The sequence below is a fragment of the Streptomyces sp. NPDC012637 genome, assembly GCF_042954805.1.
Classification (GTDB): Bacteria; Actinomycetota; Actinomycetes; order Streptomycetales; family Streptomycetaceae; genus Streptomyces.
This window is the reverse complement of record NZ_JBIBDS010000002.1, coordinates 41,183-58,198: the sequence shown is the minus strand read 5'-3', so window position 1 is coordinate 58,198 and position 17,016 is coordinate 41,183. Positions and strand designations below refer to the sequence as shown.

15 protein-coding genes are annotated in these 17,016 nt (G+C 69.2%); 14 read left to right on the top strand and 1 reads right to left on the bottom strand.

The genetic code is table 11. The features are described from left to right. The first annotated feature begins 107 nt into the window (after positions 1-107). The 11 genes from ACFY8W_RS08335 to ACFY8W_RS08285 all read left to right on the top strand — a co-directional run bounded on the left by ACFY8W_RS08335 (position 108) and on the right by ACFY8W_RS08285 (position 13,048). On the top strand, positions 108-1,748 hold the full coding sequence (locus ACFY8W_RS08335) for an ABC transporter substrate-binding protein (protein WP_391101946.1): 1,641 nt from the start codon (positions 108-110) through the stop codon (positions 1,746-1,748). A 176-nt stretch (positions 1,749-1,924) separates the two neighbouring features. Beyond that, positions 1,925-2,857 carry an ABC transporter permease subunit gene (locus ACFY8W_RS08330; protein ID WP_391103810.1) on the top strand — a complete coding sequence of 311 codons (933 nt, stop codon included), beginning with the start codon at positions 1,925-1,927 and terminating at the stop codon, positions 2,855-2,857. Further along, positions 2,850-3,803: an ABC transporter permease subunit gene (locus tag ACFY8W_RS08325; RefSeq protein WP_391101944.1), complete on the top strand. Its 954-nt coding sequence runs from the start codon at positions 2,850-2,852 to the stop codon at positions 3,801-3,803. The genes ACFY8W_RS08330 and ACFY8W_RS08325 overlap by 8 nt, the downstream gene beginning before the upstream one ends. Positions 3,804-3,816: 13 nt before the next feature. Next, a complete protein-coding gene (locus ACFY8W_RS08320; protein WP_391101941.1) occupies positions 3,817-4,875 on the top strand; it encodes an oligopeptide/dipeptide ABC transporter ATP-binding protein in 1,059 nt (352 codons plus the stop codon). Further along, positions 4,868-5,977 carry a dipeptide ABC transporter ATP-binding protein gene (locus ACFY8W_RS08315; protein WP_391101939.1) on the top strand — a complete coding sequence of 370 codons (1,110 nt, stop codon included), beginning with the start codon at positions 4,868-4,870 and terminating at the stop codon, positions 5,975-5,977. The genes ACFY8W_RS08320 and ACFY8W_RS08315 overlap by 8 nt, the downstream gene beginning before the upstream one ends. Positions 5,978-6,135: 158 nt before the next feature. Continuing rightward, positions 6,136-7,761: an ABC transporter substrate-binding protein gene (locus tag ACFY8W_RS08310; protein ID WP_391101937.1), complete on the top strand. Its 1,626-nt coding sequence runs from the start codon at positions 6,136-6,138 to the stop codon at positions 7,759-7,761. Between the two features lie 85 nt (positions 7,762-7,846). Beyond that, positions 7,847-8,770 (top strand): ABC transporter permease subunit, encoded by a 924-nt coding sequence (locus ACFY8W_RS08305; protein WP_391101934.1) that lies wholly within the window; start codon positions 7,847-7,849, stop codon positions 8,768-8,770. Next, entirely contained in the window at positions 8,763-9,758 is a 996-nt protein-coding gene (locus ACFY8W_RS08300) for an ABC transporter permease subunit (protein WP_391101931.1), read from the top strand. The genes ACFY8W_RS08305 and ACFY8W_RS08300 overlap by 8 nt, the downstream gene beginning before the upstream one ends. Positions 9,759-9,764: 6 nt before the next feature. Then, positions 9,765-10,748 (top strand): oligopeptide/dipeptide ABC transporter ATP-binding protein, encoded by a 984-nt coding sequence (locus ACFY8W_RS08295; protein ID WP_391101929.1) that lies wholly within the window; start codon positions 9,765-9,767, stop codon positions 10,746-10,748. After that, positions 10,741-11,883 (top strand): dipeptide ABC transporter ATP-binding protein, encoded by a 1,143-nt coding sequence (locus ACFY8W_RS08290; RefSeq protein ID WP_391101927.1) that lies wholly within the window; start codon positions 10,741-10,743, stop codon positions 11,881-11,883. Before ACFY8W_RS08295 ends, ACFY8W_RS08290 begins: the two co-directional genes overlap by 8 nt. Positions 11,884-12,085: 202 nt before the next feature. Beyond that, positions 12,086-13,048 carry a hypothetical protein gene (locus ACFY8W_RS08285; RefSeq protein WP_391101924.1) on the top strand — a complete coding sequence of 321 codons (963 nt, stop codon included), beginning with the start codon at positions 12,086-12,088 and terminating at the stop codon, positions 13,046-13,048. A gap of 6 nt (positions 13,049-13,054) precedes the next feature. Here the strand turns inward: ACFY8W_RS08285 and ACFY8W_RS08280 are convergent, their stop codons facing one another. Then, a complete protein-coding gene (locus ACFY8W_RS08280) occupies positions 13,055-15,217 on the bottom strand; it encodes a prolyl oligopeptidase family serine peptidase (RefSeq protein ID WP_391101921.1) in 2,163 nt (720 codons plus the stop codon). 181 nt (positions 15,218-15,398) lie between these two features. On the opposite strand from ACFY8W_RS08280, the gene ACFY8W_RS08275 reads away from it, so the two are divergent. From ACFY8W_RS08275 to ACFY8W_RS08265, 3 genes are read left to right on the top strand one after another with little or no spacing between them, the layout of a single operon-like run. Next, complete coding sequence (locus tag ACFY8W_RS08275; protein ID WP_128975920.1) at positions 15,399-15,593, top strand: hypothetical protein; 195 nt, start codon at positions 15,399-15,401, stop codon at positions 15,591-15,593. Between the two features lie 41 nt (positions 15,594-15,634). After that, a complete protein-coding gene (mshB, locus tag ACFY8W_RS08270; RefSeq protein WP_391101918.1) occupies positions 15,635-16,540 on the top strand; it encodes an N-acetyl-1-D-myo-inositol-2-amino-2-deoxy-alpha-D-glucopyranoside deacetylase in 906 nt (301 codons plus the stop codon). Beyond that, positions 16,537-16,974: a DUF6113 family protein gene (locus ACFY8W_RS08265; RefSeq protein ID WP_391101916.1), complete on the top strand. Its 438-nt coding sequence runs from the start codon at positions 16,537-16,539 to the stop codon at positions 16,972-16,974. The genes mshB and ACFY8W_RS08265 overlap by 4 nt, the downstream gene beginning before the upstream one ends. The last annotated feature ends 42 nt before the right edge of the window (positions 16,975-17,016 follow it).

Below are 17,016 nucleotides of genomic sequence, written 5' to 3'. Positions count from 1 at the left end.
CGACTCACGAGCACACTCGGGGTACATGGGTGAAACGCCGTCAGGGGTGTCGGCAACACCCGGAGTGCCCCTCTTGTAGTGACAAGTGGACTCATGAGGAGGAACCCATGCGCGGTGCCAAGAGCGCCAAGTGGGTAGCGGGCGCGATCGTCGTCGCCCTGGCAGCGACCGCCTGTGGCGGGGGTAAGAGCGACGGGGACAAGGGTGCCGCGGGCGCCGTCGATGCCAACGGCATCTTCTCCATGGACCTCGGTGAGCCGGAGAAGCCGCTGCTCACCGGCGACACCATGGAGTCCAACGGCGCGTCCGTCATGGCCGGTCTGTTCTCGACCCTGGTCGACTACAAGGCCGACGGCTCGCTCGAGATGATCAACGCCGAGTCGGTCACGACCACGGACTCCAAGACGTGGACCGTCAAGCTCAAGCCGGGCTGGACCTTCCACGACGGCACCCCGGTCACCGCCAAGTCCTACGTGGACGCGTGGAACTGGAACGCCAACATCGCGAACGCCCAGGGCCTCGCGTCCTGGTTCGCGGACATCAAGGGCTTCGAGAAGGTCCACCCCGAGGAGGAGGGCGCCAAGGCGACCGCCGACAAGCTCGAGGGCCTCAAGGTCGTTGACGACAACACGCTCACCATCGAGCTGAAGACGGCCGTTCCGTACTTCGCCCACAAGCTCGCCTACATCGTCTTCGCGCCGCTGCCGGAGTCCTTCTTCAAGGACCCGAAGGCCGCGGGCCAGGCGCCGGTCGGCAACGGTCCCTACAAGTTCAAGAGCTGGGACCACAAGAAGCAGATCGAGATCGTCCGCTACGACGGCTACAAGGGCCCGAACAAGGCGAAGAACGGCGGTGTGCTCTTCAAGAACTACACCACCGTCGAGGCCGCGTACGAGGACCTGAAGTCCGGCAACCTGGACGTCATCCGCCAGGTCGGCCCGAAGGACCTGCCGGTCTACCGCCAGGACCTCGGCGACCGCGCCGTGGACCAGCCGTACTCCGCGATCCAGACCATCGCCGTCGCCTTCTACGCCGACCAGTGGTCGAAGCCGAAGCCGGTCGACCCGAAGGTCATCCAGGGTCTGTCGATGGCGATCGACCGCGCCACCATCACCAAGACGGTGCTGAACGGCACCCGTGAGCCCGCGACGGGCTGGGTGGCCAAGGGCGTCCTGGGCTTCCAGGAGAACGCGGCGGGCGACGTCACCAAGTTCGACCCGGCCAAGGCCAAGGAGCTCATCAAGGCCGGCGGCGGCGTCCCGAACAACAAGATCTTCATCCAGTACAACGCCGACTCCGGTCACAAGGAGTGGGTGGAGGCCGTCTGCAACTCCATCCAGCAGGCGACCGGTGTCCAGTGCGTGGGCGACGGCAAGCCGGACTTCCAGGCCGACCTGACCGCTCGTAAGAACAAGCAGGTCAAGTCGTTCTACCGCTCCGGCTGGGTGCTCGACTACCCGGTGAACGCCAACTTCATCTCGGACCTGTTCCGTACGGGTGCGGGTGGCAACCAGGGTGGCTTCTCCAACAAGGAGCTGGACGCGAAGATCGCGGCCGCCGACTCGGCCAAGACCCTCGACGAGTCGGTGAAGGCGTACCAGGCCATCGAGAAGGACCTGGTCAACTACATGCCGTCGATCCCGATGTGGTACTACAAGGTCAACGCGGGCTACTCCGAGAAGGTGACCGGCGTGCAGTTCGGCCAGGACGGTGACCCGATCCTGACCGGCGTCGAGGTCCACAAGTAAACCCAAAAGCGTAGTCCGCATGCCGTGAGGGGAGCCGGCCGTCCGCCGGCCGGCTCCATCCGGCGCCTTACGCAGTGGCTGGGGGGCCCTTCCGCGACTTGACCGTGCCTGAATCCGGGTACGGCGTCGAGGAGGGGCCCGTCCGGCTGCCGCTGTGACATCTCAACGGAGGCATGATGGGGCGTTATGTCGCACGACGACTGCTCCAGATGATCCCGGTTTTCTTCGGGACAACCCTGCTGATCTTCCTGATGGTCTACAGCCTGCCCGGCGACCCCGTGGCGGGTCTGTTCGGCGACAAGGGCGTGGACCCGGCGACGCTCGCGAAGATCAAGCATGAGCTCGGACTCGACCAGCCGATTCTCAAGCAGTACTGGGACTACATGTCCGGCATCATTCTTCACTTCGACTTCGGCACCCAGATCCGCAACGGGCGCCCGGTCACCGAAGTGCTGGGTGACGCCTTCCCGGTGACGCTCCAACTGGCCGCGCTGGCCTTCGCCTTCGAGTTGGTCTTCGGCGTAACGCTCGGCATCATCGCCGGCCTCAAGGCCGGTCGCCTGGCCGACAACGCCATCCTGATCTTCACGCTGCTGATCATCTCGGTGCCGGTCTTCGTCCTGGGCTTCATCATCAAGATGGTGTTCGCCTTCCAGCTGGGCTGGATCGAGCCGAACGTCAGCAACGACCAGCTGTTCTCGGAGCTGATCGCCCCGGCGATCGTGCTCGGTGGCCTCTCCCTCGCGTACGTGGCCCGGCTGACCCGTACCTCGATGGCCGAGAACCTGCGGGCCGACTACATGCGCACTGCGGTCGCCAAGGGTCTGCCGAAGAGCCGTGTCATCGGCATCCACCTGATGCGCAACTCGATGATCCCGGTCGTGACCTTCCTCGGTACCGACATCGGCTCTCTCATGGGTGGTGCGGTCGTCACCGAAGGCATCTTCAACATCAAGGGTGTCGGTGGCCTCATCTACGAGTCCATCTCCCGTCGTGAGGGCAGCACCCTCGTCGGACTCGTCACCATCCTGGTGATCGTCTACCTCGTCACCAGCCTGCTCATCGACCTGCTGTACGCGGTCCTGGACCCGAGGATCCGTTATGCCTGACGTGACCAAGACCGCCGCCGTGGCAGACGAAGCCGTCGACACCCCCTCCGTCGTCGCGGACGCCGCGGCGCCGAAGGCGGACAAGGCCCGCTCCCTGTGGGGCGACGCCTGGCGTGACCTGCGGCGCAACCCGTACTTCCTCGTGTCGTCGGTGCTGATCTTCTTCCTGCTGCTGATCGCCGCGTTCCCGGGCCTGTTCACCAGCGCCTCGCCGACCGCCGGTGACCTCGTGAAGCACTACGTGGGCAAGCCCGAGCTGGGCAACATCGGTTCCGAGGGCTGGCTGGGATACGACATCCAGGGCCGCTCCGTCTACGCCCGACTGATCCACGGCACCCGTGCCTCGATCATCGTCGGCATCGCCGTCACCGCGATCGTCACCGTCGTCGGCGGCATCATGGGCATGATCGCCGGCTACTTCGGCGGCATCATCGACGCGGTGCTGTCCCGGGTCACCGACATCTTCTTCGGCATCCCGTTCCTGCTCGGCGCCATGGTCGTCCTGCAGTCCTTCACCGACCGCACCATCTGGGTCGTCGTCTTCGCCCTGGCCTTCCTCGGCTGGACGCAGATCACCCGCGTCATGCGCGGTGCGGTGATCACGGTGAAGCAGGCGGACTACGTGCACGCCGCGAAGGCGCTGGGCGCCGGCACGACCCGGATCCTGTTCCGGCACATCCTGCCGAACGCCATGGCTCCGGTGATCGTCGTCGCGACCATCGCGCTCGGCGGTTACATCTCGGCCGAGGCCACCCTGTCGTACCTCGGTCTGGGCCTCGCGTCCCCGACCGTCTCGTGGGGCGTCGACATCTCCGCCGGTGTTCAGGCGATCCGTACGTCGCAGCACATCCTGCTGTACCCGTCGATCATGGTGAGCATCACCGTCCTGGCGTTCATCATGCTCGGCGAAGCCGTCCGCAACGCCCTCGACCCCAAGCTGCGCTGAGGAGGGCGTACACGTGAGCACTATCGACAAGACCGCGACCGTCCCGGCGCCGCGCGGCGGCGACGACTACAACGGGCCGCTGCTCGAAGTCCGTGACCTGCACGTCGAGTTCCACACCCGCGACGGTGTGGCCAAGGCCGTCAACGGCGTCAACTACTCGGTGAACGCCGGTGAGACGCTGGCCGTGCTCGGCGAGTCCGGTTCCGGCAAGTCCGTCACCGCCCAGGCCATCATGGGCATCCTCGACATGCCTCCCGGCAAGATCCCGCAGGGCGAGATCCTGTTCCGCGGCCAGGACATGCTGAAGATGTCCAACGAGGAGCGCCGGAAGATCCGCGGCCGCAAGATCGCGATGATCTTCCAGGACGCGCTGTCCTCGCTGAACCCGGTCCTCTCCGTCGGCTACCAGCTCGGCGAGATGTTCCGGGTCCACCAGGGCCTGTCCAAGAAGGAAGCGACGGCCAAGGCCGTCGAGCTGATGGACAAGGTCAAGATCCCGGCCGCCAAGGCCCGGGTCAGCGACTACCCGCACCAGTTCTCCGGCGGTATGCGCCAGCGCATCATGATCGCCATGGCGCTGGCCCTGGAGCCGGACCTGATCATCGCGGACGAGCCCACCACGGCGCTCGACGTGACCGTCCAGGCCCAGGTCATGGACCTCCTCGCGGAGCTCCAGCAGGAATACAACATGGGCCTGATCCTGATCACCCACGACCTCGGCGTGGTCGCCGACGTCGCGGACAAGATCGCGGTCATGTACGCCGGCCGGATCGTCGAGCAGGCGCCCGTGCACGAGCTGTACGCGCGCCCGGCCCACCCGTACACCCGGGGTCTGCTGGACTCGATCCCGCGCCTGGACCAGAAGGGCCAGGAGCTCTACGCGATCAAGGGTCTGCCGCCCAACCTGCTGCGGATCCCGACCGGCTGCGCCTTCAACCCGCGCTGCCCGAAGGCCACCGACCTGTGCCACACCGAGGTTCCGGCCCTGGTGCCGGTCACCGAGCAGGACGGCGCCGAGCTGCCGGGCCGCAAGAGCGCCTGCCACTTCTGGAAGGAGACGATCCATGGCTGAGCTCAGCAAGAACGAGGAGGCCGCGGGCGTGTCCGAGGCGGAGGCCGTAGCCGCCATCGAGGCTCCCGTCGAGCGTGGCGAGCCGATCCTCCAGGTGCGCAACCTGCAGAAGCACTTCCCGCTGACGCAGGGCATCCTCTTCAAGAAGAAGGTCGGCGCGGTCAAGGCCGTGGACGGGGTCTCCTTCGACCTCTACCAGGGCGAGACCCTCGGCATCGTGGGCGAGTCCGGCTGTGGCAAGTCCACGGTCGCCAAGCTCCTGATGAACCTGGAGCGCGCCACCGCGGGTGAGGTCTTCTACAAGGGACAGGACATCACCAGGCTGTCCGGCCGTGCCCTCAAGGCCGTGCGCCGGAACATCCAGATGGTGTTCCAGGACCCTTACACCTCGCTCAACCCGCGCATGACGGTCGGCGACATCATCGGCGAGCCCTTCGACATCCACCCCGAGGTGGCCCCGAAGGGCGACCGGCGCCGCAAGGTGCAGGAGCTGCTCGACGTCGTCGGTCTGAACCCCGAGTACATCAACCGCTACCCGCACCAGTTCTCCGGCGGTCAGCGCCAGCGCATCGGCATCGCCCGCGGCCTCGCGCTCAACCCGGAGATCATCATCTGCGACGAGCCGGTCTCCGCCCTGGACGTGTCCGTCCAGGCGCAGGTCATCAACCTGATGGAGAAGCTGCAGGACGAGTTCAACCTCTCCTACATCTTCATCGCGCACGACCTGTCGATCGTCCGGCACATCTCGGACCGCGTCGGCGTGATGTACCTGGGCAAGATGGCCGAGATCGGTACGGACACCCAGATCTACGACCACCCGACCCACCCGTACACGCAGGCGCTGCTCTCCGCGGTGCCGGTGCCGGACCCGGAGGCCCGCGCCAACCGCGAGCGGATCATCCTCACCGGTGACGTGCCCTCGCCGGCCAACCCGCCGTCGGGCTGCCGCTTCCGCACCCGCTGCTGGAAGGCGCAGGACAAGTGCGCCACCGAGGTGCCGGTGCTCGCGATCCCGGAGCGCTTCCGCGGGCTGGACACGCCCGCCGCGCACGAGTCCGCGTGCCACTTCGCCGAGGAGAAGGACGTCGTGCACGCGAGCTGAGCCGTGTGACGTGACGTGAAGGCCCCGGCCCCCAAAGGGGGGGAGTCGGGGCCTTCGCGTGTTCCCGGGCGTTCATCCGGACGCCGTGAAAGTGCACTCCCTCCCATATCGGGTGATATTGGGGCCTAAGTCACACAGAGGACATCGGGAGGCACTCCATGCGCGGAGCCACGCACGCCAAGTGGGCCGCTCTGGCCACCGCAGTCGCCCTCGCGGCGACCGCCTGCGGTGGTGGCGACGACAGCGGCGGCGGGGGCGCGGACGGCGTCGTGAGCTCCTCGTGGGGCGACCCGCAGAATCCGCTGGAGCCGGCGAACACCAACGAGGTGCAGGGCGGCAAGGTCCTCTCGATGATCTTCCGCGGGCTCAAGCAGTACGACCCGAAGACCGGCGAGGCCAAGGACATGCTCGCCGAGAAGATCGAGACCACGGACTCGACGAACTTCACCATCACGGTCAAGGACGGCTGGACCTTCTCCAACGGCGAGAAGGTCACCGCCAAGTCCTTCGTCGACGCCTGGAACTACGGCGCGAGCCTGAAGAACAACCAGAAGAACGCCTACTTCTTCGGCTACATCGAGGGATACGACAAGGTCCACCCCGACAAGGGCACGGCGAGCGCCGCCACCCTGTCCGGGCTCAAGGTCACCGGCGACCTGACCTTCACCGTCAAGCTGACGCAGAAGTTCTCGACCTTCCCCGACACCCTCGGCTACCCGGCCTTCTCCCCGCTGCCCCAGGCCTTCTACACCGACCACGCCGGCTGGCTGTCCAAGCCGATCGGCAACGGCCCCTACACCGTGGACTCCTACTCCAAGGGCTCCCAGATGGTCCTCAAGAAGTGGGACGGCTACCCGGGCACCGACAAGGCGCAGAACGGCGGCATCACCCTCAAGGTCTACACGGACAACAACACGGCCTACACCGACCTCGTGGCAGGCAACCTCGACCTCGTCGACGACGTGCCCGCCTCGCAGCTCAAGAACGTCTCCGCCGACCTGGGCGACCGCTACATCAACACCCCGGCCGGCATCATCCAGACGCTCTCCTTCCCGTTCTACGACCCCGCCTGGAACAAGCCCGGGCAGGAGAAGCTCCGCACGGGCCTGTCCATGGCGATCAACCGCCCCCAGATCACCGAGACGATCTTCCAGAAGACCCGCACCCCCGCCAAGGACTGGACGTCCCCGGTCCTCGGCGCCGAAGGCGGCTACAAGGAGATGTGCGGCAGCGCCTGCGAGTACAACCCCGCCGAGGCCAAGAAGCTGGTCGCCGAGGGCGGCGGCATCCCGGGCGGCACGATGACGATCTCGTACAACGCCGACACCGGCTCCCACAAGGAGTGGGTGGACGCCGTCTGCAACTCCATCAACAACGCACTCGGCAACAACAAGGCCTGTGTGGGCAACCCGATCGGCACCTTCGCCGACTTCCGCAGCCAGGTCAGCACCCAGAAGATGAAGGGCCCCTTCCGGGCCGGCTGGCAGATGGACTACCCGCTCATCCAGAACTTCCTCCAGCCGCTGTACTACACGGACGCCCCGTCCAACGACGGCAAGTACTCCAACCCGGAGTTCGACAAGCTGGTCGACCAGGCCAACGCCGAGACCGACACCTCGAAGGCCGTCGGGACCTTCCAGCAGGCCGAGGAAGTCCTCAAGGGTGACATGGGCGCCATCCCGCTCTGGTACCAGAACGGCAGCGCCGGCTACTCGGACCGGGTGGAGAACGTGACGCTCAACCCGTTCAGCGTCCCCGTCTACGACCAGATCAAGGTCAAGTGACGCCGTAGCAGGTCGGTGGCGTACGGCCCGGCCCGCGGACCTCCGCGCCGGGCCGTAGGTCTTCCTTCAACCCCCGGAGCCTGACATGGGTCGATATGTGATCCGGCGGCTGCTGCAGATGATCCCGGTCTTCTTCGGCGCCACACTGCTGATCTTCCTGATGGTGAACGTGATGGGCGACCCCATCGCCGGCCTCTGCGGCGACCGGGCCTGCGACCCCGCCACCGCCGCCCAGCTCGAGAAGGAGTTCGGCCTCGACAAGCCGGTCTGGCAGCAATACCTGACCTACATGGGCAACCTGTTCACCGGCGACTTCGGCACCGCCTTCAACGGACAGCCCGTCACCGAGCTGATGGCCGACGCCTTCCCGGTCACCATCCGGCTCACCATCGTCGCGATCTTCTTCGAGATCGTCATCGGCATCACCCTCGGCGTCGTCACCGGCCTCAAGCGCGGCCACCCCGTCGACACCACGGTGCTGCTGCTCACCCTGATCGTCCTGTCCGTCCCCATCTTCGTCATCGGCCTGCTGGTCCAGCTGCTCCTCGGCGTGAAGTGGGGCTGGATCGAACCGGCCGTCTCGTCCGAGGCGCCCTTCAGCGAGCTGATCGTGCCCGGTCTCGTCCTCGCCTCCGTCTCCCTCGCGTACGTCACCCGGCTCACCCGCACCTCGATCGCCGAGAACAAGCGCGCCGACTACGTCCGTACCGCCGTCGCGAAGGGCCTGCCGCGCCGTCGCGTGATCACCCGCCACCTGCTGCGCAACAGCCTCATCCCCGTGGTGACCTTCATCGGCGCCGACGTCGGCGCGCTGATGGGCGGCGCCATCGTCACCGAACGGATCTTCAACATCCACGGCGTGGGCTACCAGCTGTACCAGGGCATCGTGCGCCAGAACACCCAGACCGTGGTGGGCTTCGTGACCATCCTCGTCCTGGTGTTCCTGCTGGCCAACCTGCTGGTCGACCTCCTGTACGCCGTACTCGACCCGAGGATTCGCTATGCCTGAGCCGTTTGAGCCGCTTGAGTCGTACGACGAAGGGCGCGCCGTCGCGTCCACCGGCGCCGGGGGCACGGCCGACCTCGGTACGGCCGAGGCGGAGACGCTGGAGAAGAACCTGGACGGCCCCGACGGCAGCGGCCCCGACAGGAAGCCGCGCTCCCTGTGGTCCGACGCCTGGCGCGACCTGCGCCGCAACCCGGTCTTCATCCTCTCCGGCCTCGTCATCCTCTTCCTGGTGGTCATCTCCATCTGGCCGTCCCTGATCGCCTCCGGAGACCCGCTCGACTGCGACCTGTCCAAGGCCCAGGAAGGCTCCCAGCCCGGCCACCCCTTCGGCTTCAACGGCCAGGGCTGCGACGTCTACACCCGAACGGTCTACGGCGCCCGGACCTCCGTCACCGTCGGCGTCTGCGCCACCCTCGGCGTGGCCGTCCTGGGCAGCGTCCTCGGCGGTCTGGCCGGCTTCTTCGGCGGTGCCTGGGACGGCTTCCTCTCCCGGATCACCGACGTCTTCTTCGCCATCCCCGTCGTCCTCGGCGGCCTGGTGCTGCTGTCCGTGGTGACCAGCTCCACCGTGTGGCCCGTCGTCGGGTTCATGGTGCTGCTCGGCTGGCCGCAGATCTCCCGCATCGCCCGCGGCTCCGTCATCACCGCCAAACAGAACGACTACGTGCAGGCGGCCCGGGCCCTCGGCGCCTCCAACTCCCGGATGCTGCTGCGTCACATCACGCCCAACGCGATCGCACCGGTGATCGTCGTCGCGACCATCGCGCTCGGCACGTACATCTCCCTGGAGGCGACCCTGTCGTACCTCGGCGTCGGCCTGAAGCCGCCGACGGTGTCCTGGGGCATCGACATCTCCTCGGCGTCGCAGTACGTCCGCAACGCCCCGCACATGCTGCTCTGGCCGGCCGGCGCGCTCGCCATCACGGTGCTCGCCTTCATCATGCTCGGCGACGCGGTGCGCGACGCCCTCGACCCCAAGCTGAGGTAGCCGATCATGCTGCTCGAAGTGCGCGACCTGCACGTGGAGTTCCACACCCGCGACGGGGTGGCCAAGGCCGTCAACGGCGTCAACTACTCCGTCGACGCGGGGGAGACGCTGGCCGTGCTCGGCGAGTCCGGTTCCGGCAAGTCCGTCACCGCCCAGGCCGTCATGGGCATCCTCGACATGCCGCCCGGGAAGATCACCGGCGGCGAGATCCGCTTCCAGGGCCAGGACCTGCTGACGCTCAAGGAGGACGAACGCCGGAAGATCCGCGGCGCCAGGATGGCGATGATCTTCCAGGACGCGCTGTCCTCCCTCAACCCGGTGCTCAGCGTCGGCGAACAGCTCGGCGAGATGTTCGAGGTCCACAAGGGCATGTCCAGGAAGGACGCCCGGGCCCGGGCCGTCGAGCTGATGGACCGGGTCCGCATCCCGGCCGCGAAGGAACGCGTCGGCCAGTACCCGCACCAGTTCTCCGGCGGCATGCGGCAGCGCATCATGATCGCGATGGCGCTCGCCCTCGAACCCGACCTCATCATCGCCGACGAGCCCACCACCGCCCTCGACGTGACCGTCCAGGCCCAGGTCATGGACCTGCTCGCCGAGCTCCAGCGCGAGCTCAACATGGGCCTCATCCTCATCACCCACGACCTCGGCGTCGTCGCCGACGTGGCCGACAAGATCGCCGTGATGTACGCGGGGAAGATCGTCGAACAGGCGCCGGTCCACGAGATCTACAAGGCCCCCGCCCACCCGTACACCCGCGGCCTGCTCGACTCCATCCCGCGCCTCGACCAGAAGGGCCAGGAGCTCTACGCCATCAAGGGCCTGCCGCCCAACCTCCTCGCCATCCCGTCGGGCTGCTCCTTCAACCCGCGCTGCCCGCTCGCCCGGGACCGCTGCCGGACCGACGTGCCACCGCTGTACGACGTCACCGAATCGCCCGTACCGCGCACCAGCGCCTGCCACTACTGGAAGGAGTGCCTCCATGGCTGAGGCGATTCTCCAGGTCCGCGACCTGGTCAAGCACTACCCGCTGACCCAGGGCATCCTCTTCAAGAAGCAGGTCGGCGCGGTCAGGGCGGTCGACGGAGTCGACTTCGACCTCCGCCAGGGCGAGACCCTCGGCATCGTCGGCGAGTCCGGCTGCGGCAAGTCGACCGTCGCGAAGATGCTCGTCAACCTGGAGCGGCCGACCTCCGGCACCATCTCGTACAAGGGCGACGACATCACCAAGCTGTCGCCCCGGGCGCTGCGGGCCGTGCGCCGCAACATCCAGATGGTGTTCCAGGACCCGTACACCTCGCTCAACCCCCGCATGACGGTCGGCGACATCATCGGCGAGCCGTACGAGATCCACCCCGAAGTGGCGCCGAAGGGCGACCGGCGGCGCAAGGTGCAGGACCTCCTCGACGTCGTCGGCCTCAACCCCGAGTACATCAACCGCTATCCGCACCAGTTCTCCGGCGGCCAGCGCCAGCGCATCGGCATCGCCCGCGGCCTGGCCCTCCAGCCCGAGATCATCGTCGCCGACGAGCCGGTCTCGGCGCTCGACGTCTCCGTGCAGGCACAGGTGGTCAACCTGCTCGAACGGCTCCAGGACGAGTTCAGGCTGTCGTACGTCTTCATCGCGCACGACCTGTCGATCGTCCGGCACATCTCCGACCGCGTCGGCGTCATGTACCTCGGCCGGATCGTGGAGATCGGCACCGACGCCGAGATCTACGACCACCCCACCCACCCCTACACCCAGGCACTGCTCTCCGCCGTGCCCGTGCCGGACCCGGACGCGCGCGAGCACCGCGAGCGGATCATCCTGGCCGGCGACGTGCCCTCCCCGGCCAACATCCCCTCCGGCTGCCGCTTCCGCACCCGCTGCTGGAAGGCCCAGGAGCGCTGCGCCCTGGAGGTCCCGCTGCTCGCCGTACCGGCCGTCTTCCGGCTCACCGACAGCCCGGCGAAGCACGACTCGGCCTGCCACTTCGCGGAGGAGAAACAGGTGGTCCCGCCGGAGGAGCCGGCCGGGCCGGAGCAGCCCACCCTGCCGGGGCAGGCGGCCCTGCCCGAGGAGCCCACCCTGCCGGAGCAGCCCCCTTCGCCCGAAGGGCCCCCCTCTCCCGAAGCTCCTTAACGTGCAGGCAACCCGACGGAATCGGATCCGATATACGGACGCGCAAGGCTGCACAGCGTACGGCCGTGCGGGTGCCGTTGGACCGGCCGGGACGCGCCATGTCGCCCCGGCCGGTCACCCCCGCCACCTGACTTGACGCACCATCCCCACGCATATGCGGAACCGCTTGTTTCGGCCGATGGCGACCGTGAGTATCGGCCCCGTGACTGTGACACGAACGGCACGTCTCACCGGCGCCGCCCTGTGCGCCGCGCTCGCCCTCGTCGGCATCGTCTGGCTGCTGCGCGACCTCGCCGCCCTCGGTCCGACCACCGAACTCCTCTGGTACTGGGCCGGCGACCACGGCTTCCGGATCCACCAGTCCGCCGCCACCACGCTCGTCGACCCGCTGCTGCTCGTGGCCTACGTCGTCACCGCCTTCGTCGCCCTGCGCTCCCCGCTCGCCGCGCCCGCACTCGCCGTCACCGGCCTCACCACCCTGGCACTGCGGCTGCCCGGACTGTGGGCCTCCGGCATCGAGGCCCTCGTCACCACCCTGCTCACCCTCGCCCTCGCCGCCGGACTCGTCGTCACCGCCGCCGCAGGACGCCACGACGAACGCAACGGTCACGCCGGGAGCGGCCGCGACGGGAACGGCGAGCCGTACGGCCCGGAACGCCCCCGCACGGGGCCCGCCGTCGCCGCCGGAATCCTGTGCGCGCTCGCCGGACTGATCTGGGCCGCCTGGGAACTCCGCTGGGCCACCCTCCTGCCGGTCGAGTACACGGTCGGCCGCTACACCGGCGGGCGCTCGCTGATGCTGCCCGCGCTCGCCGTCCCGCCCGGCTGGCTGAACGCCGTCCTCGTGCTGCTGCTCCTCACCGCCGCCGCGAGCGCCTTCGCCCGCGCCCGGCACGCCCGGCCGCTCGGCCTGCTCGCCGGACTGCTCCTCACCGGCGTCGGAGCCGGCGGGACCGCGGCCGCCCTGCGCCCTGACTGGCACACGTACGTGCCCGAACTCGACATCTACTCCGTCGCGTACGACCTCGGCTGCTTCTACGCGCTGGCCGCCGGGCTCGCCGTCCTGCTCCTCCTCGGCCGGCCGGGGCGGCGCCGCCGGGTCCCGTACCGGCCCGCCGCCGCCCTGCCCCCGGCCCCGCCGACGCGCCGCCCGCCCGGCTGGTGACACCAGCTACCCCGCCAGGCCCAGCGACCTCCTGAGGAAGTCCACCTGGAGCAGCAGCAGGTTCTCCGCGACCTGTTCCTGCGGCGTCATGTGCGTGACGCCCGACAGCGGCAGCACCTCGTGCGGGCGGCCCGCCGCCAGCAGCGCGGAGGACAGCCGCAGGGTGTGCGCCATCACCACGTTGTCGTCGGCCAGTCCGTGGACCACCATCATCGGCCGGACCGGCTCCCGCGGATCCGTCAGACCGTCGTCCGACAGCAGGGAGTTCGCCGCGTACACGGCCGGCTCCTCGGCAGGGTGGCCGAGGTAGCGCTCGGTGTAGTGGGTGTCGTAGAGCCGCCAGTCCGTCACCGGGGCGCCCACCACGGCCGCGTGGAACACGTCCGGGCGGCGCAGCACCGCGAGGCCGGCGAGATAGCCGCCGAAGGACCAGCCGCGGATCGCCACCCGTCCGAGGTCCAGCGGAAAGCGCCCGGCCAGCGCGTGCAGCGCCTCGATCTGGTCGTCCAGCGACAGCGTCAGGTCGCGCCTGATCGCCTTCTCCCAGGCGGGGGAGCGGCCCGGCATGCCGCGCCCGTCGGCGACGACGACGGCGAAGCCCTGCTCGGCGAACCACCGCGACGTCAGATGCGGATTGTGCGCGGCGACCACGCGCTGCCCGTGCGGCCCGCCGTACGGGTCGAGGAGGACCGGCAGCGGCCCGTCGCCCTCCTGCCAGCCCGAGGGCAGCAGCACGGCGCACGGGATCCGCCGCTCGCCCGCCTCGGTCAGCCGCACGTCCGCGGAGAGCACGGGCCGCAGCGCGTACGAGGCGACCTCGGCCACCCGCTTGCCGTCCCTCAGCACCCGCACCACGCTGCCCGGCGCGTCGGGCCGGGCCGAGGACAGCACGGTCACCGAGCCGGAGCGCACCGCCGCGTGCACACCGGTGCCCTCCGACACCCGCTCCACGCCCTGCCCGCCGACCCGGTACACATGGATCTCACCCGTCTCGGCGGACTCGGCCGCCTCACCCGCCGCCGCCGAGATCAGGACATCTTCCGCGCCGACGTCGAGCACCGCCCGCACCTGCAGCCGGGCGTCCGTGAGGACCCGGTCCCCGACCGCGAGCACCCGGGCGCCGCCCGAGTCCGTGATCCGCACCAGCTCCCCGCCCGGAGTCCACACCGGCACCCCGCCGAACAGGTCGAGCCACACCGGATCCTCGTCGACCCGCACCGCCTCGGTCGTCCCCGTGTCCGGGTCCACCGTCAGATACGCCTGGCTGCGCTGGTCCCGCGCCTGTACGAGCAGCAGCGGGGCGCCGGCCGCCGACCAGTGGACCCGGGCCAGATAAGGGAAGGAGGTCCGGTCCCACAAGACCTCGGTGCGATTTCCGGTCAGATCCACGACGAACAGCCGGACCTCCGCGTTCGCCGTCCCCGCCGCCGGGTACGCGACCGCCTGCGGCTCCCGGCCCGGGTGCGCCGGATCCGCGATCCACCAGCGGTTCACGGGCGATTCGTCCACCCGTGCGACCAGCAGCCGGTCCGAGGCCGGCGCCCACCAGAAGCCCCGGCCGCGGTCCATCTCCTCCGAGGCGACGAACTCCGCGAGCCCGTACGTCACCCCTTCCGCCTCCGGCTCGGGCCCGGCCAGCTCCCGGTCGCCCGAGCCGTCCGCACCGGTCACCCGCAGCGCGCCGCCCGCCGCGTACGCGATCCACCGCCCGTCGGGCGAGGGCCGCGGGTCGACCACCGGACCCGGCACCCGCAGCTCGCGCGCCGTGCCGGCCCGCAGCTCCGCCGCGAACAGCCGCCCGGACAGCGCGAAGGCGGCCAACTCCACGGCCCCGTCCACCGCGTAGCCCACGATGCCGGCGGAGCCCTCCCGGCTGCGCTCCCGGCGGGCCCGCTCCTCCGGCGACAACTCCTCCTCGGCGCCGCCGAGCAGCACCGCCGGATCCGCCGCGAGCCGCTCCACGCCCTCGTCGAGGTCGAGCACCCACAGCCGGTGCGAGCGGTCCGTCCCCGAACCGGAGCGGACGAACACCACCCGCCCGCCGTCCGGCGCGACCGAGAAACCGCGCGGAGCACCGAGGGTGAAGCGCTGCGTCCGCGCGTACTGGCGGGGGAACGAGACCTGGGACGACTGCTCTTGGGGAGACGGCTGCTCTAGTGGCGAAGTCATGTGACCGAAACTAGCGTCCGTGCGCCCCCTCATGCCTCCGTACACCGATCGATGCGATGGCACGGATAGTTATGATCCGTAGCGCTAGGTGGGTATGCATCCACTGGCACATGCCATCCGAACGTCCGACCGATTTGTCCGACAGGCAAGTCCGACCGAAGAAGTGTGGAGGTGAACCGCCGTGGCACTCTCGATTTCGGTGGTTGTGCTGCTGGCGATCGTCGTCTTCCTTCTGATCAAGAAATCCGGACTCAAGGCCGGTCACGCGGCGGTCTGCGCGCTCCTGGGCTTCTACCTCGCGAGCTCGTCCATCGCCCCGTCGATCAGCACGCTCACCACCAACGTGGCGAGCATGATCGGCGGCCTCAAGTTCTGACCTGCCACTCTGCCGGGGGCCCCGCCTCGTAGGGTGGGGCCATGACGGTTCTCCCAGCCCGTCGTCTGCTTCTGGTGCACGCGCACCCCGACGACGAGTCGATCAACAACGGCGCCACCATGGCCAGGTACGCGGCCGAGGGCGCCCTCGTGACCCTCGTGACCTGCACCCTGGGCGAGGAGGGCGAGGTCATCCCGCCCGCGCTCGCCCATCTCGCGCCCGACCGCGAGGACCGGCTCGGAGAGCACCGCGTCGGCGAACTCGCCGCCGCGATGAAGGAGCTGGGCGTCACCGACCACCGCTTCCTCGGCGGCCCCGGCCGCTTCCGCGACTCCGGGATGATGGGCGCCCCGCAGAACCGGCGCGAGAACGCCTTCTGGAACACCGACCTCGACGTCGCCGCCCCGTACCTGGTCGAGGTGATCCGCGAGACCCGCCCCCAGGTCCTCGTCACCTACGACCCCGACGGCGGCTACGGCCACCCGGACCACATCCAGGCCCACCGGGTCGCCATGCGCGCCGCCGAACTCGCCGCCGACCCCGCGTACCGGCCCGAGCTCGGCCCCGCCCACGACATCGCCAAGATCTACTGGAACCGGGTGCCCCGCCCGGTCGCCGAGGCCGGCTTCGCCCGGCTGAGCGCCGAAGGCTCCGCCTTCCCGGCCGACGCCACGATCGGCGACGTACCCGGAGTCGTCGAGGACTCCCGCATCACCGCCGAGATCGCGGGCGACGAGCGGTACGCCGTCCGCAAGAGCGCCGCCATGGCCGCCCACGTCACCCAAGTCGCCGTCGACGGGCCCTTCTTCGCGCTCTCCAACAACCTGGCCCAGCCGATCTTCACCACCGAGTACTACGAACTGGTCCACGGCACGCCCGGCGCGCCCGCGGGCGAACGCGAGACCGACCTCTTCGCGGGCCTCCTCACGGAAGGGAACGAGGCATGACCGGCCCGCGCAGCCGCGCCTCCGGAGCCGCGCCCGCACCCGCTCCCCGGTCCGCCCGGGGCGCCGCCCACGGCCACGCACCCCTCGCCCCGACCGCCCGATACGTCTGGTACGCGGTGCTTCTGGTGCTCGGCGCCCTCGTCGGCACGGCCGGCTCCCTCGTCCAAGCCGCCTGGTTCCCCCTCGGATTGCTGCTCGCGCTGCTCGGCTCGACCGCTCTCTTCTACGGCGCCCGGCGGGCCACCGGCAACCAGATCGGCGTCGCCGCGGCCGGCGGCGGCTGGCTCCTCGCCGTCGTCCTGCTCAGCTTCGGACGCCCGGAAGGCGACGGCCTGTTCGGCGGCGGGCTCGGCGAGATGGTCTTCCTGCTCGGCGGCATGGCGATCGCTGTGATGTGCGCCACGATGCACCGGCCGGTGCAACCGACCGCGTGAACAGGCCGACTTGACGCAGGAGTGCCTTGACTTCGGACGGAT